Source organism: Hymenobacter puniceus (assembly GCF_014333525.1).
GTDB lineage: Bacteria > Bacteroidota > Bacteroidia > Cytophagales > Hymenobacteraceae > Hymenobacter.
Genome location: NZ_JACSCX010000006.1, coordinates 93,582 through 118,260, shown reverse-complemented (window position 1 = coordinate 118,260; position 24,679 = coordinate 93,582). Strand labels below are relative to the sequence as shown.

Sequence of the window (24,679 nt, the reverse complement as noted above, 5' to 3'; positions counted from 1 at the left end):
CTAGCCCCCTCTCCAAAAGAGAGGGGGGACTAGTTTCTAAAATTTAAAAGCTAGTTCCCCTCCTTGGAAAGGAGGGGCTAGGGGTGGTTGATGCCGTCAGAATGATGCTACAGCTAGTCCCACTCTCCTTTTTCGGAGAAGGGCCAGGAGTGAGGCGACTACACCTAGCCCTCCCTCTCTTCCGGTGAAGCCCCTAGACTCTAACACCCCGCTTCGACGGCCAATTATATAGCACCACCGACCCCAAAATAACGGCATACGCCGCGCCCTGCACCGCCGTGGCGGCCTCTCCAAAATACCAGAACGCCAGCGCAAAGCTCACAATTGGGTTCAGGTACATCAGAATACCTACTGTGCCCGAAGGCAATACGTTCAGAGCATATAGGTTTAGAAACAACGGCAGCACCGTAAATACCACGCTCAACAGCGCCGTCACCAGCAGCAGGTGCGTATCGTGCAGGCCGGCCAAGGGCTCGGCGCCCAGCAGCGGGGCCAGCGGCAGAATCAGGACGGCAGCCAGTAGTAGCTGCACCGTCAGCAGCACCAGCCGGTCGTAGCCCTGTAGGCGGCGCTGCGTGATGAGGTAGAAAGCATACGTGAAGGCCACCACCAGGCTCATGCCCACCGTGCGCAGGTCGCCGGCACCCAGCAGCGCGCAGCTCAGGGCACTCAGCGCAATGGCGGCCCACTGGTTCGGCCGCAGCTTTTCGCGCAGCAGCACAAAGCCCAGCAGCGCTGTCAGGATGGGGCAAATCAGGTAGGCAAACGAGCCCGCCTGCACGCTCACCTGGTTCACCACATAGATAAAGAGCAGCCAGTTGGAAGTCAGCAGTACGCCGCCCAGCCCGGTGCTGATGGCCACCGCGCGGCGCTCCGAGGCCGGGGCCGTCTGGCACTGCTGCCATACGGCCCGTACCGCCGCCCGCCGCCCCAGCCCATGCACAAGCAAAAGCACCAACAATGAAATCAGAATGCGGAAAAACAGGATCTGCCCGCTGGCGTAGCCGTGCAGCCACCGCAGCGGAATCGGGAAGAAGCCCCAGATAAGGAAGGCGGCCAGCGCGGCCAGATGATGACGGGAGAGTTTCAAAACGAACCGGAAAAGCAAAACAAGCCGCAAAGGTACGCCCGAATCAGGTCGGCTGTACTGCGCCAGCCAAGCATGCAGCACGCCCCGGCCCGGGGCTCACACGTCCTGTGCCCCTTCTAACCTGTCACTTCTCTCCTGTTACTTGTTGCCTCCTGTACCTTTGCCTTATCATGCTCGATTTCTCTGTTGATCTGCCCGTTCTCACCAGTGGCACCCTGCTGCTGACCCCACCCGCCCCCGCCCCCGTCCAAACCCTGCTGCTGGACAGCCGCCGCGTGGGACAGGCCAGCGGCAGCGTATTTTTTGCGTTGCGCGGGCCTCAGCACAACGGCCACCGCTACCTACCCGAGCTGTACCAGCAGGGTGTGCGCCTGTTTGTGGTGGATAGCGAAGCTGATATTCCGGGTGGATTGCTGGCCTACCCCGATAGCGGCTTTCTGCTGGTGCCGCAGGTGCTGGGTGCCCTGCAGGCCGTGGCTGCCGCCCACCGCCGCCGCTTTAGGCTGCCGGTGCTGGGCATCACCGGCTCCAACGGCAAAACCATCGTGAAGGAGTGGCTGGCGCAGCTGCTGGCCCCCGAGGAGCGCATCTGCAAAAGCCCCCGCTCCTACAACTCGCAGGTGGGCGTGCCCCTGAGCGTGTGGGAGCTGAATGCCCGCCACACGCTGGGCATCTTCGAGGCCGGCGTTTCCGAGCCCGGCGAAATGACGCGGCTGGCGGCCGTTATCCAGCCCACGCTGGGCTTGTTCACCAACCTGGGCACTGCCCACGACGCCGGTTTTGCCTCGCCTCAGCAGAAGGTAGAAGAGAAAATGCAGCTCTTTACGGACGTGGATACGCTGTTTTACTGCCTCGACCACCCGCTGATTCACGAAGCCGCCCAGCGCCACCTGCCCGCGCACCGCACCTTCACCTGGAGCCGCCAGCACCCGCACGAGGCCCACGTAGCCGTGACGGTAGCCGAAGCCAGCGCCGACCGCACCGTGGTGCGCGTTACACTGGCCCGCCCCGTGCCCCAGGAGCACACGTTCACGCTGCCCTTCGCCGACGAGCCTTCGGTGGAAAACGCCCTCCATGCGCTGTCGGTGCTGCTGTGGCAGCAAGTGCCCGCTACCGAAATCCAGCATCGCCTAGACAGGCTGCAGCCCGTGGCCATGCGCCTGGAAATGAAGCAGGCCCTCAACGACTGCTACGTCCTCGACGACACCTACAATAACGACCTCGCCGGCCTCGCCCTGGCCCTCGACGCCCTTACGCGCCAGCTGCAGCGCGGCCGCCGCACGCTCATCCTCTCCGACGTGCTCGAATCCGGCCTCGCCGGCCCCGACCTCTACACCCGCGTGGCCGCTTTGCTGCGCACTCACGGCGTAGTGCGCCTCGTCGGCATTGGCCCCGAAATCCGGCTGCACCAGGCGGCTTTCGATGGAATAGAGGCCGTGTTTCACGACACCACCGAGGACTTCCTGCGCCACTTTCAGCCGGATGCATTTCGCCGCGAAACCATCCTTGTAAAAGGCGCGCGCCGGTTTGGGTTCGAACGGATTGTGGCGGCGTTTCAGCAGAAGATTCACGGCACAGTGCTGGAAGTCAACCTCGATGCGCTGGCCCACAACCTCAATTTCTACCGCCGCCGTCTGCAGCCCGGTACCCGCCTTATGGTGATGGTAAAGGCCTTTGCCTACGGCAGCGGCTCCTCGGAAGTGGCCAACCTGCTGCAGTTCCACCGCGCCGACTACCTGGCCGTGGCCTACACCGATGAGGGCGTGGATTTGCGCCAGCACGGCATCAGTTTGCCCATTATGGTGATGAACCCCTCGCCGGATGCCTTCGACAAGTTGCGCCAGTACCAGCTAGAGCCCGAAATATACTCTTTCGAGCGCCTGCACGATTACCTGCGCGCCAGCCAGGAGCTGCCGCTGCCGCCCATTCACCTCAAGCTCGATACCGGCATGCGCCGCCTCGGCTTCGCCGAAGAAGACCTGCCCGAACTAATCAGGCTGCTGCGCGAAAATGCCACTCACCTGCGCGTAGCCAGCGCCCTAACGCACCTGGCCGGCGCCGACGAGGAACAGCATAACCACTTTTCTCAGCGCCAGCTAAGCGCTTTCCAGCGCATGGCTCCTGCTGTGGAAGACGTGCTCGGCTACCCCATTCTCAAGCACGCGCTCAATTCGGCCGGTATCCTGCGGTTTCCGGCGGCGCACTTCGATATGGTCCGGCTTGGCATTGGCCTGTATGGGGTAGAGGCCAGCGGCCGCGAACAGGATGCGCTGCAACCTGTGAGCACGCTGCGTACCACCGTGTCGCAGGTGAAAACGCTGCCCCCCGGCGAAACCGTCGGCTACGGCCGCCATGGCCAGGCCGCCGACTTCGAGCGGCGCATTGCCACGCTGGCCATTGGCTACGCCGACGGCTACGACCGGCGCTTCGGCAATGGCGCGGGCGAAGTCGTTATCCGGGGCCAGCGCGCCCCTATCATTGGCAACGTGTGCATGGATATGTGCATGGCCGACGTCACGCATATTGCTGGCGCACAAGCCGGCGACGTGGCGGAAGTGTTTGGTCCGGGCGTGCCGTTGCCTGAGTTGTCCCGGCGCATCGGCACCATTCCGTACGAGTTGCTCACAAACGTGAGCGAGCGAGTGAAGCGGGTATTTGTGGCCGAGTAAGAAGATATTGGATTTGTATAATAATAATACAGTATACTATCCTGCTATATGTATCTTGCATACTAATTGGCTGGCAGTGTCTGGTGCTGCTGGCTGATTTTGACGACATAAGTTCCTTTCCTAGTTTCACTTCCCTGAACAGGCCATATGCCAACTTCTACTGTCGCACTTTCGATTCGGGTTTGTATTTCCGTGTTATTGTTTTGTATTATCAGTGTGGTATCTGCAGGGGCTGCGCCTGTCGCCCTCGACGGGTTGTGGAAAGGCCCGCTCAAAATGCCCGGCGGCGAGCTGGAGGTTGTATTTCGGCTGGTTAGCCTCACCGGCGGCGACTATTTTGCCACCATGGATGTGCCGCAGCAAAAGGTGAGCCGCATGGCCGTGAAAGTGGATGTGCGCGGTGATACAGTGATTTTTGCGGCCGAAGAAGCGGGTAGCCGCTTTATCGGGATGCTGGCCGCCAACGGCAAGCAGGTGCAGGGCACTTGGTACCAGCCCGGCTACGAGTCCGCACTAACTCTGGATTTTTCACCGGCGCCCATCAATACTGCTCCCAAAGCGCGCCTTACGCCTCCTTACCGCGAAGAGGAGGTGTCCTATACCAATGAACTCGTGAACCTGCGCTTGGGTGGCATGCTGACCATCCCTGCTGGTGAAGGTCCATTCCCGGCGGTAGTACTGGTGTCGGATGCCGGCCCCCATGACCGTGACGCCACCATGGGCGAGTACCGGCCCATGGGAGTTCTGGCTGATTACCTGACGCGCCGTGGCATTGCCGTGCTCCGCTTTGATGACCGCGGCACCGGTGCCTCTACCGGAGATTTCACCACCATAACCCCTAGCGAACTGGTAGGGGATGTGCAAGCCGGCTTGAAACTTCTGCGTAGCAACCCTAAAATAGACCCTGCTCATATTGGCGTAGTTGGCCATGGCGAAGGCGGTAACGTGGCATTGCTTACGGCCAGCCAACCGTCGCCACCTGCTTTTGTCGTGACGCTGGCCGCTTATGGCCTCCCTGGCAACGACCTCATTCTGGAGCAGCAGCGGACACTGCTTCGGGCTATCGGCGTTCAGGAGCCTGCAGTGCTGGCATTCAGCAAGCAGCAGCAAGCCATGCAGGACGTGGTGCTCAAAACACCGGACCCTAAAAAGGCCCAGGCCATCGTCATGAAGATGATGCGGGAGAACGATGCCAACCTGGACACGCTTACCGCGCAAAACCGCGCTGCCGAGCTAACATCGTTCCGCTACCGCACCTCGCTAAGCTTCAACCCTACCATTCTGCTGAACGAGGTAAAATGTCCGGTTCTGCTGCTCAACGGCACTGCCGACCAGGAAGTAAACGCCGATACCAACCTGCAGGCGCTCAGCACTGCGCTCTACAAAAACAGCCGGGTGACCTCGAAAAAGCTGCCGGGCGTTAATCATCAGTTTCTTGCGCCGCCTGCCAACTGGGCAATTGTGAACGGCCGGCCTCACGAAACATTCTCGCCTGTTGCGCTAGAAACGGTTCGGGAATGGATTATGGCTAAAGTACCAGCCAAAGCCCCGGCGCCAGTCAAGTAGCTGTAGCGTCTGCTGCAAACAGACAGCTGCACAACTAATTTTCCACCGCACACCAAAAGAGCCGAGGCACCATGCTTCGGCTCTTTTGGTGTGCGGCTATCAGGCGTAGAGTGTATTGGCGAATTTGAAAAGAGCGTCCTGCTTCGATAAACCCGGCAGGGCAGAATCGACGTTTTCATTGAATTTCACACAGGCTCTTACTTTCGATGCCAACCCGCAATTCGCCATCGGGATGTTGTGCGCGGTGCACATTGGCACAAACTGAAGTCGTAAGAGTACCACTTGTGCCGGTACCAAAAGCTCAGGATGTAATTATCTTGCGAAAAAACAAGCATTGGCTTTAGTTGCCGTAGTGTTGATTGGTCGTTTCTGGCCTGTTGGTGCTTTTTATCTTTCAGTCATGAAAACTGCTTTCTACGCTATGCTACTGCGTTGTTGGCTGCTCCTTACTTTGTGGGTGGCAGCCAGCTCTGCCATTGCAGCTCCCAGCCTCGACGGGTTATGGAAAGGGCCGCTTAAAATGCCGGGAGGCCAGTTGGAGGTGATTTTTCGTTTGATCAGCCTCACAGATGGATCCTATTTTGCCACCCTGGACGTACCGCTGCAGAAAGTGAGCCGCATGGCGGTAAAAGTAGATGTCCGCGGCGACACAGTCATTTTTGTGGCCGAGGAGGCAGGAAGCCGTTTTATCGGGCGAGTGGTAGCAGAAGGCAAGCAAGTGGAAGGTACCTGGCAACAGCCTGGATTTCAGGTGCCCCTCACCCTGTCCTATGTCGCGCCGGCTATCAGCACGGCCCCCAAGGCCCGCCTCACACCTCCCTACCGCGAAGAGGAAGTAGCGTACTCCAATGTGACCATAAATCTGCGCCTGGGTGGCATGCTCACCGTGCCGGCAGGTCCGGGCCCGTTTCCGGCGGTAGTACTGGTGTCGGATGCCGGGCCACACAACCGCGACGCAACGGTAGGGGAGTATCAGCTGCTGGGCTCCCTGGCTGATTACCTGACCCGCCGTGGTATTGCGGTACTGCGCTTCGATGACCGCGGCATAGGCAACTCCACCGGCGATTATGCCGTGGCTACCACGCTGGCGCTGGTCAGCGACGTGCAGGCGGGCTTAAATTATTTGCGTACGCGGCCCGAAGTCAACCTGTCGCAGATTGGAGTTATCGGACACGGCGAAGGTGCCAACGTCGCCTTGTTGTCGGCAACCCAGCCACTACCCCCGGCTTTTGTGGTGTCGTTGGCTGGCTATGGCGTACCGGGCAATATATTGGCTGTGCAGCAGCAGCTAGCGTTGCTTCGCTCCCTGGGCACCGACGCGGCGCAGGTGCAAGCTGCAACCAAGCGCCAGGAAGCCATGCTGGAAATTATTCGACAGACTCCTGATAACGCGCAGGCTCGCGCTATTGTGGCCAACATGCTGCGTCAGAACAACGCCGCCCTCGACGCAGAGTCTGCTCAGGCTAGCGCTGCCGAACTGACGTCAGTTCGGTACCGGTATTTCTTGGCTTTTAATCCGTTGGAGCGAATGGCGGAGGTGAAATGTCCGGTGTTGTTGCTCAATGGCACAGCCGACCTCTATGTGGCCGCAGACCAGAATATGGGCGCCCTGGCAAAAGCGCTAAAAGCCAACCGCGACGTAACCAGCAAGAAGCTGCCAGGCGTCAACCACCTGTTTCAGCCGGACCCTGCTGAGTGGCCAATAGTGAATGGCCAACCCCGCGAAACCTTCTCGCCGGTAGCGCAGGAAACCATCAGAGCCTGGATTGTAGCGCACACAGCTGGCAAGTAGCACCAGCGGAAACCGGAAGTTTGGTACCTTCCGCCCCACAATCCACTTACTACTCCAACTCTCCCAGTTCCATGAAAAAGACTTTACTGTCTGCATTGGCAGCCACTGCGTTGCTGGCTTCAGCCTGCAATGACCTCAAGAAGCCCGAAGAAAAAGACCAGCTTTCGGAGGCTACCACCGATACGGCCGTAGTGGCTCGCATCGGTGCTACGGCTGCCGATGCCGGAGCTAGTGCCACTACTGCTGCCGATGCCGCCTGGGACATGACCAAAGCCCAACTGGCTAACGAAACCTACGAAGAAATTGACCTGCCCGAAGTTTCAGTGCGTGGCAACGAGCAATTTATTGTGTACGGATTAGAGGAAAAAGTGCTTTTCGATACGGATAAGGCTGAAATCAAGCCTACGGCCACCCGCGCCCTGTCGGAAATTGCTGCCTCTATCGGCCGCCGCTACGGCAAAAGCCAGGTGCGCGTAATGGGCTTCGCTGACTCACGCGGCGACAAAAGCTACAATAAAGAGCTAAGCGCCAAGCGGGCCGAAGCGGTGAAGAAGTGGCTGTCGATGAACGGCGGTATGGGCGACACGCGTGTCAGCATTGAGCCTATGGGCGAAGCTGCTCCGGTAGCTACCAACGCCACCGCCGAAGGCCGCCAGGAAAACCGCCGCGTGGAAATTGCCGTCATCAAGTAAATCACGGATTCTGTCGGATTATCCGGATTTCACGGATTTTGTAGTCGATTACAAAGAAAAGAGGCTTGCCGATTGGCAAGCCTCTTTTCTTTGTGGTGTTGCGCTTTTTGGGTATCGCCAAAGAAGGCCAGTTAGCACCGTTCACGAAATCCGTGAAATCCGGATAATCCGACAGAATCCGTGATTAGTCTTTGATCTGGTCTACCTCCGCCTTGATCATGGCGTTGTAGCGCTGGCCGTTGCTGGAAAGCGTGAGCAGGCTCCAGCCTTTGCCCATGGTGTAGCTCCAGGTACGGCTTTCCTTGAACTCGAAGGTAGGGCGCATGATCTGGCCGTAGGGCGTGTAGGTGTCCATGAAGTTGGTGGTATAGAACTTGTCGCCGCTCACAATCCACTCCATTGCTACGAAGAAGCCTTCTTTGGGCGCCTCAATATTGTACTGGTTCAAGTCAACGGTGTACCACGCGCCGCCTTTCGGGGCCGAAACCACTACGTTTTCGGTGAGCAGATCGGTGTTGGGCGAGTTGTAGTTGCCGTCGGCCTTGTAAAGGCGTACGCGGAATGGCTCGCGGGGAAAGCCATTTTCGCCGATATAGAACGACACCGAGCGAACGTTGCCGAGCGTTTTGCCTTTGTCATTCTTCACAAAGAAGGCATACTGGCTGCCCGGCATGCCCTGGATCATGCCCTCGCCCGGCGTGCTCGACTTCGAGCCCAAAGCCAGATCCTTGATCTTGCCGCCTTTAACCGTTACGTTGCTGAGTTCGATGACGCGCTTGGGCACTTCAATAATCAGGTCGGTCTGCGATACACCCCGCTTCACGGCCACGGCCATCCGCTTATAGCCTAAAGCCAGCACAATAATGGAGTCGACGGCACTTTTCTCCGGCGTTGCCATCTGAAAAAAGCCATACTCGTTGGTCAGAGCGCCGGTTTGTTCCTCTTTCAGTCCGATAGACGCAAACGGAATCGGTTCCTTGGTTTTGGAGTCGACGATGCGACCCGACAAACGGTTCTCCTGGGCCATGCCCAGCGCCGGGAACAACAGCAAAAGGGTAAAAAAAGCGAGTAAGCGTTGAAGCATGGTTTGGCAGAATAGTGTTGTATGCCAAAATTAAAATGATAAAACCAATTCCCATCATGCCGTCTTTAAATATTCCTAAAGATGCAATTGCGAAAAGGAATAGTGCTAGCCTTATACAAGGCGCTTTATTTCAGATTGATACTATGGATGCGTAGGGCCACGGAAACATAGTGGATAACAGGTGCTGTTGGCCGAAACATAAATGGGTAGTACCTTTGTTTAAAGCAAGTCTAAATAACTCCGCTCCTATGTCCACTGCTCCTGCCCCCGTTTCCACTGCTCCCGTTTCTCCTCAGCGGAGCGTGAAAGACCTGCGGCTGGGCGAGAGTGGCACTATCTGCTGCCTCAAGGATCCCGAAATGGCCCTGAAGCTATTGGAAATGGGCTGCATCCCGGGCACGCAGGTGCGCCTCAACAGCCGGGCTCCCCTAGGCTGCCCCATCACGCTGGTGGTAGGCGAAGCGGCCGACTACACATTGTCGCTGCGGGTGAGTGAGGCGGCTACTATTTTGCTGAAAGAATAGCCAGTTATATGCGTAGTGCCGGAATCCGAACCGCCCCCAACGGGCAGGCTGCCTCGGCGGCTGCGCTGGAAACGGCTGCCACGCTCCTGCCCGGCCAAACCCGCCTGACCCGCATTGCGCTGATCGGCAACCCTAATTCCGGCAAAACGTCGCTGTTCAATCAACTGACGGGGCTCAACCAGAAAGTAGGCAACTTCCCCGGCGTGACCGTGGACCGCAAGACCGGCATCAGCCAGCTGACGCCGCAGCACCGCGCCGAAATCATTGATTTGCCCGGCACCTACTCACTCTATCCCAAGAGCCTCGACGAGAAGGTAATCACTGACTTACTGTACGATCAGACGTCGAACCAGTACCCCGACTTCGTGATTGTAACGGCCGACGCCAGCAACCTGCGCCGCAACCTGCTCCTGTTCACGCAGCTCGCCGACTTAGGCCTGCCGGCCGTGCTGGCTCTGAACATGATGGATGTAGCCGAGCAGCACGGCATCAGCATTGATCTGGCGGAGTTGCAGCAGGAACTGGGGGTGCCCGTTATTCCAATGAATGCCCGCAAAGGGATTGGGGTGGCGGCCCTCAAGATTGTGATGGCGCAGCAGCTGGATGCCCCGGCCGTGTCGTTCTACGAGCCCGAGCCGGATCTGCTGCCTATGATCCGGCAGATCCGCTACTATTTCAACCTGCACAACGACTACCTGGCGTTGCACTACGCCCATCAGGGCCGCCACATCAGCTTCCTTACGCCCGACCAGCGCACCTACGTGGCCGAGCTGGTAGCAAAGTATCAGTTCGAGCCCACCACGCGGCAGGCGCAGGAAACTATTGCCCGCTACGCCCGCATCAACGAGCTGCTGCTGAATGCCGTGTCGGTGACGCGTACGGAGCGGGCCGAGCCTTACAGCAACCGTATTGACAAGGTACTCACGCACCGCGTGTGGGGCTACCTGATTTTTATGCTGGTGTTGTTTCTGCTGTTTCAGGCGGTATTCGCCTGGGCCAGCTACCCCATGGAGCTGATTGACGAGGGCGTAGCCTGGATTAATGGCCTTATTCAAACCAATTTCGATGGGCCGCTTATCAACCTGCTCACGGAGGGCGTGCTGGCTGGTTTGGGGGGCGTGCTGATCTTTATTCCGCAGATTGCGCTGCTGTTTGCCTTCATTGCGGTGCTGGAAGAAACCGGCTACATGGCCCGCGTTACGTTCATGATGGACCGCATCATGCGCAAGTTCGGTCTCAACGGCAAAAGCGTGGTGCCCCTGATTTCGGGTATGGCCTGTGCTGTGCCGGCTATTATGAGCGCGCGCACCATCGAAAACCGCAAAGACCGGCTCATCACCATCTTCGTGACGCCGCTCATGAGCTGCTCGGCCCGCATTCCGGTGTACACGGTGCTGATTGGGCTGGTAGTGCCCGACCAGCCGGTGCTGGGCATCTTCAACCTGCGCGGCGTGGCCCTGATGAGCTTGTATCTGCTGGGGTTTGTGTCGGCGGTAGGCTCGGCTTGGCTGATGAAGCTGTTTATGCGCACCACTGAGCGCAGCTACTTCATTATGGAATTTCCGGTGTACCGCTGGCCGCGCTGGAAAAACGTGGGCCTGACCATCGTGGAGAAGGTGAAAGCCTTCGTGTTTCAGGCCGGCAAGGTGATTATGGCTATTTCCGTGATTCTGTGGGTGCTGGCCTCCTACGGGCCGGGCACTGCCATGGAGCAGGCCGAAACCCAGGCCCGCACGGCTGCACAAACGCAGAACTTAGTGCCTGCCGAAATTGAAAGCCGGGTGGCGTCGCAGAAGCTGGAAAGCTCCTACGCCGGCCACTTCGGCCACTTCATCGAGCCCGCCATCCGGCCGCTGGGCTTCGACTGGAAAATTGGTATCTCGCTGCTCACTTCCTTTGCCGCGCGGGAGGTATTTGTAGGTACCATGAGCACTATCTATAGTGTGGGCCAAGATGCCAACGAACTGACTGTACAGCAGAAATTAGCGGCCGAAAAAGATGTGAACGGGCAGCCATTTTTCACGCCGGCCCGCTCGGCTTCGCTGCTGGTATTTTATGTGTTTGCCATGCAGTGCATGAGCACGCTGGCCGCTACCTACCGCGAAACCAAAGGCTGGATGTGGCCGCTGCTGCAGCTGTTCTACATGACGGGCCTGGCCTACGCGGCCTCGCTGCTGGTGTACCAGGTGCTGCGGTAAACTGTCTGCCATCCTGAGCTTGCGAAGGATCTTACCACGTATGAATGACAATCGTAGCAACGAATCGTTCTAGCGTGATAAGGTCCTTCGCAAGCTCAGGATGACAGACGATTTACCCCCTATATCCCAATCAAAAACACGGCCGGCTGCTTATGGATTTCAGGCAGGCCTGCTTTGCGCCAGCCAGCTATGGTATCGGTGCGCACGTACTCATTGGGGGCAGTGAGGCTGGCGGCAATGCACAGGCGGGTGCTGCCGCCGAGCTGGCTGAGCAGGTCGTCCAGCAGCTGCATGTTGCGGTAGGGCGTTTCGATGAACAGCTGCGTCTGGTGCTGGGCCTGCGCCAGCCGCTCGAGCTGCTTGATGGCCGCCGACCGGCGGGCCCGCTCGATGGGCAGATAGCCGTGGAACGTGAAGCTCTGCCCGTTCATGCCCGAAGCCATGAGCGCCAGCAGCAGGCTGCTGGGCCCCACCAGCGGCACCACCCGAATTCTCAGTTGATGGGCCGCGCGGGCTAGCTCGGCACCGGGGTCGGCAATGCCGGGGCAACCGGCCTCCGAAATCACGCCCGCATCCTGGCCCGCCAGCACCGGCGCCAGCGCCGCCTGAATCTGGGCTTCGGTGCTGTCTTTATCGATGACGCTGATCTTCAACTCCTCGATGATGTGCTGCGGTGCTACACTTTTGATGAAGCGGCGGGCCGTACGGGCGTTTTCCACCAGAAAGCAGCGCAGCGCCGCAACGTGCGTGGCCACCTGAGGCGGCAACACCTGCGCGGCCGTATCGTCGGCCAGAATAGTGGGGATGAGGTACAGCGTGCCGGTTTTCAAAAGCTGGTTGAGTTGAGTGGGTGAATTAAGTAACGCGCCGGAATGCGAGCAATATGCAAGGCAGCTTAGCTCCCGATGAAAGCCGCTACCAGCTGGAACACTTCTTCTGGCTTTTCGGCGTGCACCCAATGGCCGGCATCCAGCACGGTTTCCACCTGCGAGTTGGGGAATAAGGCCGGAATGCCGTGCAGCTTGTCTTCCGGAGAAATGTAGTCGGACTTGCCGCCGCGAATAAACAGTGCGGGCTTCATAAACGGCTGTGGCGCGCTGATTTCGGCCCCGATGGCGGCCATGTGCTGCGTGAGGGCCGGCAGATTCTGCCGCCAAGCGAAAGTATTGTCTTCCTGCCGATATAAGTTTTTGAGCAGAAACTGGCGCACATCGGGCCAACGAATGTGCTGGGCCAGCGCCTCATCGGCCTGCTGGCGGTTTTCCAGAGTAGGTAGCGGCACAGCATTCAGGCCCGCTACAATCTCGTCTTGGTGTGCCATATCGGAGAGGCGCGGGGCAATATCCAGCACCACGAGCCTGGCCAGGCGGTCGGGGTGGTCGAGGGCGAAACGCATGGCCACCTTGCCGCCCATGCTGTGGCCCATCAGGGTGGTGTCGGCACCCAGGCCCAGGTGGTCAAACAGCGTCACCACATCCTGGCTCATCAATTCGTAGCTGTGTTCGGGGCTATGGAATGAACGGCCGTGGTTGCGCAGATCCGCGCTAATAACGCGGTGGCCGGCGTCGGCCCAGCGGCGGGCCAGCGTTTGCCAGTTGTCGAGGGTTCCAAACAGGCCATGGAGAATAACCAGCGGCGCGCCCTGGCCTTGTTCGCGGAAGTGAAGCAGCATAGTAGAAACAGTAGGAGCCCGCAAAGGTCGGGAGTGGGCGCCACATGTGGGTAGCCGCAACTAAGCAGCCGGCCGCGCCGGAAACCGGATCTGCACCACAGTGCCCTGGCCCAAGGTACTTTCTACGGTGAGCGTACCATGCAGCCGCTCCACAAAAGCCCGGCACAGGGGCAGCCCCAGTCCGGTGCCCGAGCGGGCATTGTTGGTGGAGGCCGCCACCATCATGGGTGAGCTGGCATTGTCGCGCAGCAAAGCGTCCAGCTGTTCTGCCGGCATTCCCCGCCCTGAGTCGGCTATGGTAAGTAGCACGCTGTTATCGGGAGTGGTGGCGGCATCCAGCTGAATATGGCCGCCGCTTGGCGTGAACTTCAGCGCATTGCCCACCAGATTTCGCAGGATAGTGCGCGTCATGTTCAGGTCGGACCACACCTGCAGGCCGGGCGCGTCCGACGCAACAAGTTGAATCTGTTTGGCTTCGGCGGTGGTGCGGTATAGCTCTTCAATTTCCGTGAACAACTCATCAACTGATAGCCATTCGGGCTGGCTGACCAGCTCCCCGGTCTGGTTGACGGCCCAACTCAGTAGATTATCAAGCAAGCTGTTGAGGCTATTAGCAGACTGCTTCACCAAGGCAGGCAGGCGGCGCAAACCAGTTTCGTCGCCTTTGCGCAGGTAAAACTCAATTAGCTCGGTCACGCCCACAAACGATGTAACGGGGCCGCGCAAGTCATGGGCTACCACAGCATAGAGGCGGTCTTTGGAAGCGGCTACTTCGCGCAGCTCACGCGTGGCCTGGTGCAGGGCTACATTGTTGGCCGCTAAGGCTGCCCGGCTCTGGCGCAGCTTCCAATACAGAAAAAATACCCCACCAAGCCCCAATACCAAGGCTCCCACCACCGCCCACAGCTCCTGGTTACGAAGGTTCTGCAATTCGCCCTGCTGCGTGAGTAATTTGATTTGATGTTCCTTGCCCTGCGTCTCGTAGCGGGTTTGCAGGGCAGCTAACGTTTGCAGGCGCGAGCGGCTATTGAGCGAGTCGTTCAGGTCGCGGAAACGGCTCTGCCAGCCAAAGGCCTGCTCGTAATTGTTGCGGCTGGCATTGATTTCCGCCATTAGGTTGTAGCCATCCAGCAGCCGTTCCTGCGAGGCAGTCTGGCGGGCTAGGCGCAGGGCTCGCCGGGTAAGCGTTTCGGCTTCGTCCAGCTGGTCTTTGAGCAGCAGCACAATAGCCAGCATTTCCAGATGGCCGGCCTCTATCCGGTAGCTGCGCAATGGCTCAACCAACACAATAGCCTCGCGCAAAAGGCCCTCCGCTAAATCGAGGCGGTTTTGCTGATAGTAATGCGTGCCCAGGTGCGCCATGTAGAGTGATTCACCTGCCTTGTCGCCATTGCTCCGGGCAAGCTGCAATGCCCGGCGCGTGTACAGCAACGCCTGCGGGTAGCGGCCTAGGTAGGAGTACAGGTTGCCCAGGTTGCCGAACAGCATCAGCTGTGTGCGTGTTTTTACTCCTTTTGCATACGCCTTCTCAAGCGCCCACTGGTAGTTGCGCAATGCGTTTACCGTGTCGCTACGCTCGTGGTGGATGCCGCCAATGCCTGTGTAAGCGCGCACAATCCCATTTGCATCGTGTAGCTGCCGCGCCAAAGTAAGCGCTTGTTGTTGCAAACGCAGGGCGTGCGGACCGTCGGAGAGGTTGGCGTAGCAACTGCTCAGATTCAACAAGCCATATAGCTGCCCCACCTGGTCGTTGAGGGTAGTGGCCAGGGTTACGGCTTGCTCGCCGTAGCGCAAGGCCCGCGTCGGATCGGAGTCGTGCAGCTCATAGCACAGCGCTGACAGTAACCGAACCCGCCCGGTATCGAGCGGCTGCACTACGAGGCGGCGCAACAGGTCGGCTTCGGTAGTGCTCGGTGGTACTTCGGCCGCCCACCCGATAGCGGGAGCTGCAAAGCCAGCCAAAAGCAGAAGACACAACGAGAGCAGTCGAATCACGACGAAATACAAAAATACTGTCAGCAAATATAGCTATTGAAAAGCAATATTGACTTGTGCGTTTCCGGAACGGGTGTGCGAGAATGTGGGCATCGGCTTAAATAAAAGACAATTGCAATAGAATATAACATTTTATTGTGTGGATATTATAATTAGTCGTTTCCAGGCTAAATAGTGCTTTGTCGCTGGATTATGCAAAACCAATTCTGCCTGACGTGTAGGTTGGTATTGCGTAAGAAAGCTGCTAAAGGTGCTGGTTTAAGTACCAAAGAAGTGAGCGTGACTATTTGCCCATTGCGCAGATACAATTGTATGTACTCATAGTTACTCCAAAACAGACGCTGCGAAGAACAACGTACATACTCTACCCGCAGTATATCGGCACGCTCAAACGGAACGCGCTGGCCGTGCTCGTATACCTCCAGTAGATTTTGCTTCGGCTCGAAAACAAGGGCCGTGCTGTGGTTGCGCGCATAATAGTGCAGGTGCAGCAGCAAAGCGGGCATAGCAAAACCCAGCACCAGCGCCGAAAAAGCCAGCAACAGCACTAGCTCGAAGCCGGACAGAGTGCCCGCAAACAGGAAGGAAGCCAGAAACGGCAGCCCCATACTCAGGCACAGCAGTGGCCATAACAGCAGCGCCAGCTGCCGCCCAAACGTGACTTGGTAGGTGGCGCGCTTGGTGCCAAACAGCCCCGTCACTACCCGTAGCCCCACCAGTAAAATCAATAGGGCGCCCCCGAACTCCAATAGAGGCCGTAGCAGCGAAATAGTTCTCATAAGTGGCTAGCGAACCTGAATCCAGGGCTCGGTGGCTACATGGGCACGCAAGGTACCGAATGGCGTTAGTGCCAGGCCATACTGCCCGAATACTGCTTCAACCTCGGCCCGGCCAGCCGGATCAACGCACACAAGCAGACCGCCGGAGGTTTGGGGGTCGCAGAGCCAGGCGCGCTGCTCGTCGGTGATAGTGCCGATTTTGTGGCCGTAGGAATCCCAGTTGCGCACGGTGCCGCCGGGGATGGACTTCTGGGCGTAATATTCGGCCGCCTCAGGCAACAGGGGTACCTTGCTGAACTCTATTTCGGCCGTCAGATTGCTGCCTTCGCACACCTCCGAGAGGTGGCCCAGCAACCCGAAACCCGTGACATCGGTCATGGCGCGCACAGCCTCCAGCCGGCCCAGGTCTGCGCCTATTTTATTGAGCTGCATCATGCTGCGAGGCGCTATCTGCTCGTGCTCAGGCCGCAGGATGCCGCGTTTCTGCGCGGTTGTGAGCATGCCCACGCCCAGCGGCTTGGTCAGGTACAGCTCGCAGCCGGCGGTGGCAGTGTCGTTTTGCTTGAGATTTTTGATGTCGAGCAACCCCGTAACGGCCAGCCCGAAGATTGGCTCCGGCGAGTCGATGCTGTGGCCACCCGCTAGTGGAATGCCTGCTTCGGCACAAATGCTACGGCTGCCTTCAATCACGCGGCGGGCCACTTCAGGAGCCAGCTTATCGATGGGCCAGCCCAACACGGCAATGGCCATAACGGGCCGTCCGCCCATGGCATACACGTCGCTGATGGCGTTGGCTGAGGCAATGCGCCCGAAGTCGTAAGCATCATCCACAATGGGCATAAAGAAGTCGGTGGTGCTGATGATGGCCTGCCCGCCCCCGATATCGTACACGGCCGCGTCGTCGCGGGAGGAGTTGCCGACGAGCAGGTTGGCGTCGTGGGGTTGCGGAATGCTGGTATGCAGAATCTGGTCGAGGACCTTGGGTGCGATTTTGCAGCCGCAGCCGGCTCCGTGGCTGTATTGAGTGAGGCGAATTTGCTCGGTAGTTTCGTTGAAAGCAGGCATGGGAAAAGGAGGTGTAGGCGAAGAAAAAATTATAAAACCCAGGCCGCATGCTGCAGCACAACACGGTAGCCGTCGGGGTCCTCAAAAGTGAGCCCCTGTTGGTCCCAGTACGGGTTGTAAGCGGGCATCGGCGCAAATCCGGCCGCTTTCATCCGGAGCACGGCCGCGTTCCACTCAATGACATCCGGTAGATAAAATACCAACAGATGGTCTTGGCTGGGTGCGCGGCCACTGATATGGTTGGCCTGCTGCGTGAACTCCAAGTGATAGGGAGCCTGCTCGTGCCCAAGCATCACCCCGTCGAAGCCGTTGTGCGCCGTGAAAGAAGTGAGAACCTGAAAGCCCAACCCGTCTCTATAAAACGGCAGCAACGCGGATATATCGTTGGTGGGGCGTGCCACCCGGAGTGTGGGCGTAGGCATAGGGCAGGGGAGTGCTAGGCAGTGACTATCACCTTAGCGGCCTGCAGCACTAGCTCGGCATTCACGGCCGGGTCGCAGGTGTCGGACGCAACGCGCACAGGCTGCCGGCTGCCGAGGCTATGGGTGTAGGTTTTGTCGTAGTAGTCGAGTACGAGGCTAACCATTTTCTCCATGTCGTCTTCGGCAATAGCAGCCAGTGCCTCTTTGGTGGCCAAGCCGCCCAGGCGCTTACGAATACGCAGAATGGAGGTGGCCAGCGCGCCGGCGTCTTCGCGGCCGTATTCGGCGGCGAGCTTCTGCACCCGAATGGCCCTTGGGATTTCCAGCAGTATCAGCGGTGCGGCCTGCATTTGGGCAAAGAAGGACGGTGGCACATGCACGCTGCCGATGGTACGGCTTTCATCTTCCACCCACACCGGCGAACCAACCGGCAAAGCAGCCAGCTGCCACGCCAACTCGTTTTCGAACTGCTCCTGCGTGGGCTGCGTAGGCTGGCCGATGCTGCCGAATGCTGAGCCTTTGTGGTGGGCCAGGCCTTCGAGGTCGAGCAGCGGCTGCTGGCGACGGACCAGCTCGTGCAGCACATCGGTTTTGCCGGAACCGGTGAGGCCGCCCAGCACCAGCAGCGGCCGGGGCTGCGCAAACTCGGCCAGGGCAAAATGGCGGTAGTCTTTATAGCCTTTGTCGAGGAGCTGCACCTGAAAGCCGGCCAGTTCCAGCAGCCATTGCACAGCCCCGCTGCGCATGCCGCCGCGCCAGCAATGCACCCGAATCTGCTTGGACGGAGCTATTTTCTGCGCCAGCTGCACCATACGGCTCATCTTGGGGCCAAACATGTCCAGGCCCATCAGCACCGCCTTGTCGGGATTCACCTGCTTGTAGGTGGTACCGATGCGGGCCCGCTCTTCGTCTGAAAACAACGGAAAACTCACGGCTCCCGGAATATGGCCCTGTGCATATTCCAGCGGTGCCCGTACGTCGAGCAGCGGAATAGCAGGGTTCGTGTGCAGGAAATCGGGGAGGGAAAGGCGGGGCATGGCAGAAAGTAGTGGTTGGCGCTCGGGAGCCAGAAATGAAAACCAGATACGGCATTCTGCGGTGAACGAGCAGCCTTGCTGGCTTTCATTGCTGAGGCCGGGTTTTCAAGACTGTAAGCGCTACTGCAGCTGGCGGCGGTACAACTGAATCGTGTTTTCCAGCCCCAGGTACAGTGCATCACACACCAGCGCGTGCCCAATGCTTACCTCGGCCAGACCCGGCAGGTTCTGCTTGAGGTAGGCCAGATTGTCGAGGTCGAGGTCGTGGCCGGCGTTCAGGCCCAGGCCCAGCTGTTGGGCCATAGCGGCGGCGGCGCGGTAGGGCTGCAGGGCTGCCTCGCGGTTGTGATGGTAGTGGCGGGCGTAGTCTTCTGTATACAGTTCAATCCGGTCGGTGCCGGTAGCCACGGCGGCTTTCACCATCTCGGGGCTGGGGTCAAGGAAGATGCTTACCCGGCACCCCAGCGACTTCAGCTCCTGCACTACCCCAATCAAAAAAATCTGGTGCTGCACCGTGTCCCAGCCAGCGTTGGAGGTTATGGCGTCGGGCGCATCGGGCACCAGCGTCACCTGCTCGGGGCGCACCTCCCGCACAAGGTTCAGGAAGTCGGGTGTTGGGTTGCCCTCTACGTTCAGTTCAGTTGTCACTACAGCCTTCAGGTCGCGCACGTCCTGGTAGCGGATGTGGCGCTCATCGGGGCGAGGGTGCACCGTAATGCCCTGCGCGCCGAACCGCTCACAGTCGCGGGCTACCTGCAGCAGGTCGGGGCGGTTGTGGCCACGGGCGTTTCGGAGGGTAGCTATTTTATTTATGTTTACGCTAAGCTTTGTCATGCGAAGAGGCTGGCTTGGGAGTGGGGGCGGAAAGCCAAAGATACACCCTCAAACCGCGTACACCTTTTTCTGTTGCCCTTATGCCGCATCGATCCTGTAGCCCTCACTGTTGTAGGGGAGTAGCGCTGCGGTGTACCGGGCGGCAGGCGGCACTATATGACAACAACCGGCCGGAATTTGCGCCGTTGCTGCAGGCTGCCGTCGGTGTTGGCTAGCCGTATACGCTTCGGCTAGCGCCAAAAACCGTAATCTTGCACCTCACTTCCCCTGAACTATGGCTCTCAAAGAAACCATCGACGCCGATATCAAAAAGGCCATGCTGGCCAAGGATAAAGTGCGCCTGACCACGTTGCGCAGCATCAAGTCGCAGATTCTGCTGGCCGAAACCGCCGAAGGCCAGCACGGCGCGGCCCTCACACCCGACGCCGAAATCAAGCTCCTGACCAAGCAGGCCAAGCAGCGCCGCGAAGCTGCCGAAACCTATAACAAGCAGTTCCGCTCCGACCTCGAAGAAGTGGAGCTCAACGAGCTGGCTATCATCGAAGAATATCTGCCGCAGCAGCTTACGGAGGCCGATATTGTGGAGCGCATCGTGGCCATCATCCAGCGCGTAGGCGCTACCGGTCCTTCAGATCTGGGCAAGGTGATGGGTGTTGCTGCCCGCGAGCTGGCTGGCCAGGCCGACGGCCGTGTGATTTCGCAGGTTGTCAGCAATCTACTGAACAACACGAACTTGTAATATGTCATGCAGAGCGGAGCGGCGCATCTCGCTAGTGTGGTGATTTTAGCACACTAGCGAGATGCGCCGCTCCGCTCTGCATGACGTTCATCATCACCAACAATGTCTGCTTTCGATATTCTGCTACTGATTCCGCTGGCGGTGGGAGCAGTGAAAGGCTTCCGACGCGGACTGGTGTTGGAGGCTGCCTCGTTGCTGGCGTTTGTGCTGGGGGCCATTGGTGGGTTGGTCCTGCTGAATGACGCCATTCCGCTGGTGCGGCACTATGTTGGCGAAGCCTTTGGGCTGCTGCCGCTGGTGTCGTTTCTGCTGGTGTTTGTGGCCATTGTGTGGGGCGTACACCTGCTGGGGAGCTTCATCAAGACAGCCGTGCACCTCACACCGCTCGGGGTGCTCGACAACCTGGGTGGTGGGCTGGCAGGTGTACTGAAGTGGATATTAGGGCTCAGCTTGCTGCTGCACGGCATCGGCATAGCCGGGCTGCAGCTGCTGTCGCCCAAGCTGGTGGCCGACTCGCAGGTGCTGCCCTTCGTGCGACAGGCTACGCCGCTTGCATTGGAAATTGTGGGGGTGGTGATGCCTTTTGCCAGCACGCTGCTGGATAAGCTGAAAACAGTGTTTTAGGGCCTTGGGATTTGGGAGCTTAGAATCTTGGATGACGTTCTAACGCTGCTACAGATTATCGGAACGCCATCCAAGCCCCTAAACCCCCAAGCCCCAAAATGCGCCTGCTGCTGCTCGACAACTTCGACTCGTTTACTTATAATCTGCTGGATTATTTCCGGCAGCTGGGGTGTGCGGTAGAAGTGGTGCGCAACGACGTAGCACCTGCTGCGCTGCAGGAGCTGCAGTTTGATGCGCTGGTGTTGTCGCCGGGCCCCGGCACACCGGCAGCAGCCGGCAACATGCCGGCCGTGTTGGCGCACTGGCACCAGCGTGTGCCGATACTAGGGGTGTGCCTGGGACACCAAGCAATAGGAGATTTTTTTGGGGCCACGCTCACCCGCGCCGCGCGGCCCATGCACGGCAAAGTCACGGAACTGGACGTGGATACCACCGACCCGCTGTTTCGGGATTTGCCGGCCCGGTTGTCTGTCACGCGCTACCACTCGCTGATAGTGAACAACCTGCCGCCCACGCTGCGCCCACTAGCGCACACCACTGACGAAAACCGCGAAATCATGGCGTTGCGCCATACCACGCTCCCGTTGGTGGGCGTTCAGTTTCACCCCGAAGCGCTGCTGACCACGTACGGGCTAGCCATGCTGCGCAATTGGGTTCGGTATTGTATCATTGTAGAAGAGGGCCGGCCGGCTACTGCCACCCCGACCTTCGCCTGAGCACATGGAATTGCAGATCAAACAACGCGGAGAGTTTCAGTATGTGGAGGAAGGCACCGGTCCGGTGCTGCTGTTGCTGCATGGTCTTTTCGGAGCCCTCAGCAACTGGCACGACGTTGTTACGGAGTTCAGCCAAGAGCATCGGGTCATCATTCCGCTGCTTCCCATCTACGAAATGCCGCTGACGCAAGCCAGCGTGCCTGGTTTAGTGAAGTATGTAGAGGACTTTGTGCGCGCTATAGGGCTTTCTGAGCCCTGCACTGTACTGGGCAATTCGCTGGGCGGCCACGTAGGGCTGGAGTACACACTGCGCAACCCCAGGCAGGTGGCGCGGCTGGTGCTTACAGGCAGCAGTGGCTTGTTTGAGGATGGTATGGGCGGGTCGTTTCCGAAGCGCGGCAACTATGGCTACGTGCAGGAACGGGTGGCTTATACCTTTTACGATCCGGCCGTAGCTACTCGCGAGCTGGTGGATGAAGTGTTTAATGTCACCAATTCGAATATCAAGTGCCTACGCATCATTAGTATTGCGCGCTCAGCCCAGCGCCATAACCTAGGCAAGGAGCTCGGCAAAATTACCGTGCCCACGCTGCTGGTATGGGGGCTCAACGATACCATTACGCCGCCGCTGGTAGCCCACGACTTCAACCGCCTCATTCGCAATTCCGAGTTGCGCTTTCTCGACCATTGTGGCCATGCCCCCATGATGGAACGCCCGCAGGAGTTCAATGCATTAGTGTGGCAGTTTCTGCAACGTACCGCAGCAGTCCCCGTTTCTTACTAGGCAGACGTAGCGCTCGGCATACTGCTGCAGAATTTGCCACCATAGCGGAGCTAAGTTTTCTGTAAAACTTTTTATTGGCTGAGGCACTTCCTACAGGCCAACCCGGCCTGCTTTTCGTACCTTAATTTGCCGAGCAGAGTTCCGTGGAGCTGCCCGCCGTGCAGATGCGGCCTTTGCTCCTCAACCTCCATTACGCCCGCCGATGCATTCCATGATTGCTGAAGAACTGCTCAACCAGATGATTCCGCCCCTGAAGGTGTCGGACACCGTTGGGAAAGCGGCCAAGTGGCTGGAGGAATTCCACGTCGGCCAGCTACCCGTGCTTGACGACAGACAGTACCGCGGCCTGGTCACGGAAGCGGATTTGCTGGACTACGAGCTTGCCGAAAACAACGGGCAGCTATTGGCAGGGCTGCCGCTGAGCTATGCTGATGTGCACGTGCAATACGACCAGCATTTCTACAGCATCATGGAAGTGGCCATCCAGAATAAGGTGCAGCTGGTACCAGTGCTGAACAAGGAGCGCGAATACCTGGGAGTGGTAACAATCAGTGACACATTGGCGGCTTTCGGGCAGCCAATTATCGCGGCCGGGCAGGGGGCGGTGCTAGTGCTGTCGATGGAAGAGCGCGACTATTCCTTGGCTACCATTAGCCGCTACATCGAAGAAAATGGGGCTAAAGTCCTTAGCGCCCACGTTGCACAAGACGAGCATGATCAATATCGTATTCGGCTCACCATCAAAGTGAATACGCCCAGCCTCACAAGAATAGTTGCCACCTTAGAGCGTTTCGGCTATACCATCACGGCCCAGTTCAGTGGGGTAGGGGAATTAGGAGAAAACGAGCAGGAACGCTATGACGCGCTGCTTAAGTATCTGAGCCTGTAAGCGCCAGACGAGTGGAAAAAGGGTGCTGGTGGTGGCTGATGCTGGCGGTTGTGTATACAGCCTGTCCAATGCGTGCCTATTGTAAGACCACTGTAACTTCCAGCTACTTCGCGCCGGATTCCACGCGCCGCAGTGCGCCGGATAGCCTTTTGCAGGCCCAGTGTCCCAACTACCCCATACTCCGTGTTGCCACCTTACTGTTTGTTGGCAACGACGTGACCAAAGAGCAGGTGCTGAGAGCCGAGCTGGATTTTCGGGAAGGAGATACCCTTAGTGCGTCAGACCTGCGAGGCCGTCTGGAAGCCAACCGCCGCCGGCTGTTCAATCTGCAACTGTTTCATCAGGTTCTGGTACAGCTGGCATGCCGCAACGGCGAGCTTACAGTGCTTTTCAGCGTGCAGGAACGCTGGTATACCTTCCCAGTGCCCATCTTCTCCCTCGCCGACCGCAACTTGCGCGCCTGGGCCGACCGATCCGATAAGTGGCGCCGCGTCGACTACGGACTGCATATCACGCGGCGCAATTTTCGGGGCCGCAACGAAGAGTTACTCGGCAATTTGCAGCTCGGTTTCAATCGGAAGTACGAACTGTTCTATGAGGCCCCTGGCTACGGTCCCCGCCGCCGTATTGGTGTCGGAGCCGGCCTGTCGTTTTACCGCGCCCGGGCCCTGGACTACGCTACGCTGCAGGATCGGCTGGCTACTTTTCGGCCGCTGAGCGGCGACCCTATCAGCCGTACTTACGCTACCGTAGGCTTGCGGTGGCGCCGCACGGTGCAGGCATTGGCGGCCTTCGATGTGAGCTTTCATCAGGAGCAGATTTCAGATTCTGTCAATCTGTTAAACCCTGAGTATTTCCTGGGCCGCACCCAGCGCCAGTTTCTGGACTTTGGGCTATCGGCGGTGCTCAACCAGCGCAATACATTCGCTTATCCACTCACTGGACGCTACCTCCGGGGTAGCATCGTCTATCGGCGCTTCCTGACGCCCGGTGCGCCGCCCCAACTGTTAGCGCGAGGACGCTATGCGCGCTACGTAGCACTTGGTGGGCCTTTCTACTACAGTGCTGCCGCTCAAGGTCAAATGCGGTTCAGCCGCCGCCTTGGCTATTCCGATAACCGGGCACTGGGCTACGAAGCACTAGTTCGGGGCTATGACGCCTACGTAATCGACGGCCGCCACTATGCGCTGCTACAACAAGGCGTCAGCTATCGGCTATTCGACGCCGGTAAGCTTCAGCTGGGCCCGGTAGATAATCCCAAAATCAATACCATTCCATTGGTGCTCTATTTAAATACCTTTGCCGATGCTGGCTATGTAAGTATTGCCTCTGGAAGAGGGCCTAATGAGCTGCCCGGACGCCTGCTGGCCTCGGTAGGGTTGGGCCTGCACCTAGTTACTTACTACGACCGGACATTCACCTTGGAGTATTCCCGTACTCTTCAAGGGCAGGGAGGATTCTTTTTTCGCTCCGAATTTCCTATTTGAACTACCTTCCACCTCGGTGGA

At 58.6% G+C, this 24,679-nt stretch carries 22 protein-coding genes; 12 read left to right on the top strand and 10 right to left on the bottom strand.

From position 1 onward, the window contains the following. Nucleotides 1-193: 193 nt before the first annotated feature. On the bottom strand, nt 194-1,090 hold the full coding sequence (locus H8B14_RS16445) for an EamA family transporter (protein ID WP_187316751.1): 897 nt from the start codon (nt 1,088-1,090) through the stop codon (nt 194-196). Between the two features lie 170 nt (nt 1,091-1,260). Here H8B14_RS16445 and H8B14_RS16440 point away from each other — a divergent pair, with 170 nt between their 5' ends. The 4 genes from H8B14_RS16440 to H8B14_RS16425 all read left to right on the top strand — a co-directional run bounded on the left by H8B14_RS16440 (nt 1,261) and on the right by H8B14_RS16425 (nt 7,809). Further along, nucleotides 1,261-3,759 (top strand): bifunctional UDP-N-acetylmuramoyl-tripeptide:D-alanyl-D-alanine ligase/alanine racemase, encoded by a 2,499-nt coding sequence (locus H8B14_RS16440; protein ID WP_187316750.1) that lies wholly within the window; start codon nt 1,261-1,263, stop codon nt 3,757-3,759. A gap of 216 nt (nt 3,760-3,975) precedes the next feature. After that, nucleotides 3,976-5,325, top strand: coding sequence for an alpha/beta hydrolase family protein (locus H8B14_RS16435; protein ID WP_187316749.1), 1,350 nt, complete (start codon nt 3,976-3,978; stop codon nt 5,323-5,325). Between the two features lie 400 nt (nt 5,326-5,725). After that, on the top strand, nt 5,726-7,117 hold the full coding sequence (locus H8B14_RS16430; RefSeq protein WP_187316748.1) for an alpha/beta hydrolase family protein: 1,392 nt from the start codon (nt 5,726-5,728) through the stop codon (nt 7,115-7,117). A 71-nt stretch (nt 7,118-7,188) separates the two neighbouring features. Next, nucleotides 7,189-7,809, top strand: a complete 621-nt coding sequence (locus tag H8B14_RS16425) for an OmpA family protein (RefSeq protein WP_187316747.1) — start codon at nt 7,189-7,191, stop codon at nt 7,807-7,809. 184 nt (nt 7,810-7,993) lie between these two features. Here H8B14_RS16425 and H8B14_RS16420 read toward each other — a convergent pair whose 3' ends face one another. Beyond that, nucleotides 7,994-8,860 carry a carboxypeptidase-like regulatory domain-containing protein gene (locus tag H8B14_RS16420; protein ID WP_187316746.1) on the bottom strand — a complete coding sequence of 289 codons (867 nt, stop codon included), beginning with the start codon at nt 8,858-8,860 and terminating at the stop codon, nt 7,994-7,996. 281 nt (nt 8,861-9,141) lie between these two features. Here H8B14_RS16420 and H8B14_RS16415 point away from each other — a divergent pair, with 281 nt between their 5' ends. Beyond that, a complete protein-coding gene (locus H8B14_RS16415) occupies nt 9,142-9,417 on the top strand; it encodes a FeoA family protein (protein ID WP_187316745.1) in 276 nt (91 codons plus the stop codon). Between the two features lie 8 nt (nt 9,418-9,425). After that, nucleotides 9,426-11,615: a ferrous iron transport protein B gene (feoB, locus tag H8B14_RS16410; RefSeq protein ID WP_187316744.1), complete on the top strand. Its 2,190-nt coding sequence runs from the start codon at nt 9,426-9,428 to the stop codon at nt 11,613-11,615. Between the two features lie 119 nt (nt 11,616-11,734). On the opposite strand, the gene H8B14_RS16405 is transcribed toward feoB, so the two are convergent. The 8 genes from H8B14_RS16405 to H8B14_RS16370 form a co-directional block, all read right to left on the bottom strand. After that, nucleotides 11,735-12,445 carry an SAM-dependent methyltransferase gene (locus H8B14_RS16405; protein WP_187316743.1) on the bottom strand — a complete coding sequence of 237 codons (711 nt, stop codon included), beginning with the start codon at nt 12,443-12,445 and terminating at the stop codon, nt 11,735-11,737. Between the two features lie 65 nt (nt 12,446-12,510). Continuing rightward, entirely contained in the window at nt 12,511-13,287 is a 777-nt protein-coding gene (locus H8B14_RS16400; RefSeq protein ID WP_187316742.1) for an alpha/beta fold hydrolase, read from the bottom strand. Nucleotides 13,288-13,347: 60 nt separating this feature from the next. Next, nucleotides 13,348-15,282 (bottom strand): ATP-binding protein, encoded by a 1,935-nt coding sequence (locus tag H8B14_RS16395; protein WP_187316741.1) that lies wholly within the window; start codon nt 15,280-15,282, stop codon nt 13,348-13,350. 167 nt (nt 15,283-15,449) lie between these two features. Further along, entirely contained in the window at nt 15,450-16,061 is a 612-nt protein-coding gene (locus tag H8B14_RS16390) for a hypothetical protein (RefSeq protein ID WP_187316740.1), read from the bottom strand. Between the two features lie 6 nt (nt 16,062-16,067). Then, a complete protein-coding gene (gene selD / locus H8B14_RS16385) occupies nt 16,068-17,126 on the bottom strand; it encodes a selenide, water dikinase SelD (RefSeq protein WP_187316739.1) in 1,059 nt (352 codons plus the stop codon). 29 nt (nt 17,127-17,155) lie between these two features. Then, the gene (locus H8B14_RS16380; RefSeq protein WP_187316738.1) at nt 17,156-17,548 is read right to left on the bottom strand and encodes a VOC family protein; all 393 of its coding nucleotides are present in this window, start codon (nt 17,546-17,548) and stop codon (nt 17,156-17,158) included. A gap of 14 nt (nt 17,549-17,562) precedes the next feature. Continuing rightward, entirely contained in the window at nt 17,563-18,585 is a 1,023-nt protein-coding gene (gene mnmH / locus H8B14_RS16375; protein ID WP_187316737.1) for a tRNA 2-selenouridine(34) synthase MnmH, read from the bottom strand. A gap of 120 nt (nt 18,586-18,705) precedes the next feature. Further along, nucleotides 18,706-19,419 carry a pyridoxine 5'-phosphate synthase gene (locus H8B14_RS16370; protein ID WP_187316736.1) on the bottom strand — a complete coding sequence of 238 codons (714 nt, stop codon included), beginning with the start codon at nt 19,417-19,419 and terminating at the stop codon, nt 18,706-18,708. A gap of 274 nt (nt 19,420-19,693) precedes the next feature. On the opposite strand from H8B14_RS16370, the gene H8B14_RS16365 reads away from it, so the two are divergent. The 6 genes from H8B14_RS16365 (at nt 19,694) to H8B14_RS16340 (ending at nt 24,658) form a co-directional block, all read left to right on the top strand. Continuing rightward, the gene (locus H8B14_RS16365) at nt 19,694-20,158 is read left to right on the top strand and encodes a GatB/YqeY domain-containing protein (RefSeq protein WP_187316735.1); all 465 of its coding nucleotides are present in this window, start codon (nt 19,694-19,696) and stop codon (nt 20,156-20,158) included. A gap of 102 nt (nt 20,159-20,260) precedes the next feature. Further along, complete coding sequence (locus tag H8B14_RS16360) at nt 20,261-20,782, top strand: CvpA family protein (protein WP_187316734.1); 522 nt, start codon at nt 20,261-20,263, stop codon at nt 20,780-20,782. Nucleotides 20,783-20,880: 98 nt separating this feature from the next. Then, nucleotides 20,881-21,498 (top strand): anthranilate synthase component II, encoded by a 618-nt coding sequence (locus H8B14_RS16355; protein ID WP_187316733.1) that lies wholly within the window; start codon nt 20,881-20,883, stop codon nt 21,496-21,498. Between the two features lie 4 nt (nt 21,499-21,502). Continuing rightward, nucleotides 21,503-22,282, top strand: coding sequence for an alpha/beta fold hydrolase (locus H8B14_RS16350; protein WP_187316732.1), 780 nt, complete (start codon nt 21,503-21,505; stop codon nt 22,280-22,282). A gap of 211 nt (nt 22,283-22,493) precedes the next feature. Next, nucleotides 22,494-23,171 carry a CBS domain-containing protein gene (locus tag H8B14_RS16345; protein ID WP_261990067.1) on the top strand — a complete coding sequence of 226 codons (678 nt, stop codon included), beginning with the start codon at nt 22,494-22,496 and terminating at the stop codon, nt 23,169-23,171. Between the two features lie 68 nt (nt 23,172-23,239). Beyond that, nucleotides 23,240-24,658, top strand: a complete 1,419-nt coding sequence (locus H8B14_RS16340) for a POTRA domain-containing protein (RefSeq protein WP_187316730.1) — start codon at nt 23,240-23,242, stop codon at nt 24,656-24,658. Nucleotides 24,659-24,679 lie beyond the last annotated feature (21 nt).

Excerpts from the sequence above, each read along its gene's own strand:
- H8B14_RS16440 (WP_187316750.1), top strand. The coding sequence starts at position 1,261 with ATGCTCGATTTCTCTGTTGATCTGCCCGTTCTCACCAGTGGCACCCTG.
- H8B14_RS16430 (WP_187316748.1), top strand. The coding sequence starts at position 5,726 with ATGAAAACTGCTTTCTACGCTATGCTACTGCGTTGTTGGCTGCTCCTT.
- H8B14_RS16425 (WP_187316747.1), top strand. The coding sequence starts at position 7,189 with ATGAAAAAGACTTTACTGTCTGCATTGGCAGCCACTGCGTTGCTGGCT.
- H8B14_RS16415 (WP_187316745.1), top strand. The coding sequence starts at position 9,142 with ATGTCCACTGCTCCTGCCCCCGTTTCCACTGCTCCCGTTTCTCCTCAG.
- feoB (WP_187316744.1), top strand. The coding sequence starts at position 9,426 with ATGCGTAGTGCCGGAATCCGAACCGCCCCCAACGGGCAGGCTGCCTCG.
- H8B14_RS16400 (WP_187316742.1), bottom strand. The coding sequence starts at position 13,287 with ATGCTGCTTCACTTCCGCGAACAAGGCCAGGGCGCGCCGCTGGTTATT.
- H8B14_RS16390 (WP_187316740.1), bottom strand. The coding sequence starts at position 16,061 with ATGAGAACTATTTCGCTGCTACGGCCTCTATTGGAGTTCGGGGGCGCC.
- selD (WP_187316739.1), bottom strand. The coding sequence starts at position 17,126 with ATGCCTGCTTTCAACGAAACTACCGAGCAAATTCGCCTCACTCAATAC.
- H8B14_RS16380 (WP_187316738.1), bottom strand. The coding sequence starts at position 17,548 with ATGCCTACGCCCACACTCCGGGTGGCACGCCCCACCAACGATATATCC.
- mnmH (WP_187316737.1), bottom strand. The coding sequence starts at position 18,585 with ATGCCCCGCCTTTCCCTCCCCGATTTCCTGCACACGAACCCTGCTATT.
- H8B14_RS16370 (WP_187316736.1), bottom strand. The coding sequence starts at position 19,419 with ATGACAAAGCTTAGCGTAAACATAAATAAAATAGCTACCCTCCGAAAC.
- H8B14_RS16365 (WP_187316735.1), top strand. The coding sequence starts at position 19,694 with ATGGCTCTCAAAGAAACCATCGACGCCGATATCAAAAAGGCCATGCTG.
- H8B14_RS16360 (WP_187316734.1), top strand. The coding sequence starts at position 20,261 with ATGTCTGCTTTCGATATTCTGCTACTGATTCCGCTGGCGGTGGGAGCA.
- H8B14_RS16355 (WP_187316733.1), top strand. The coding sequence starts at position 20,881 with ATGCGCCTGCTGCTGCTCGACAACTTCGACTCGTTTACTTATAATCTG.
- H8B14_RS16350 (WP_187316732.1), top strand. The coding sequence starts at position 21,503 with ATGGAATTGCAGATCAAACAACGCGGAGAGTTTCAGTATGTGGAGGAA.
- H8B14_RS16345 (WP_261990067.1), top strand. The coding sequence starts at position 22,494 with ATGATTGCTGAAGAACTGCTCAACCAGATGATTCCGCCCCTGAAGGTG.
- H8B14_RS16340 (WP_187316730.1), top strand. The coding sequence starts at position 23,240 with ATGCGTGCCTATTGTAAGACCACTGTAACTTCCAGCTACTTCGCGCCG.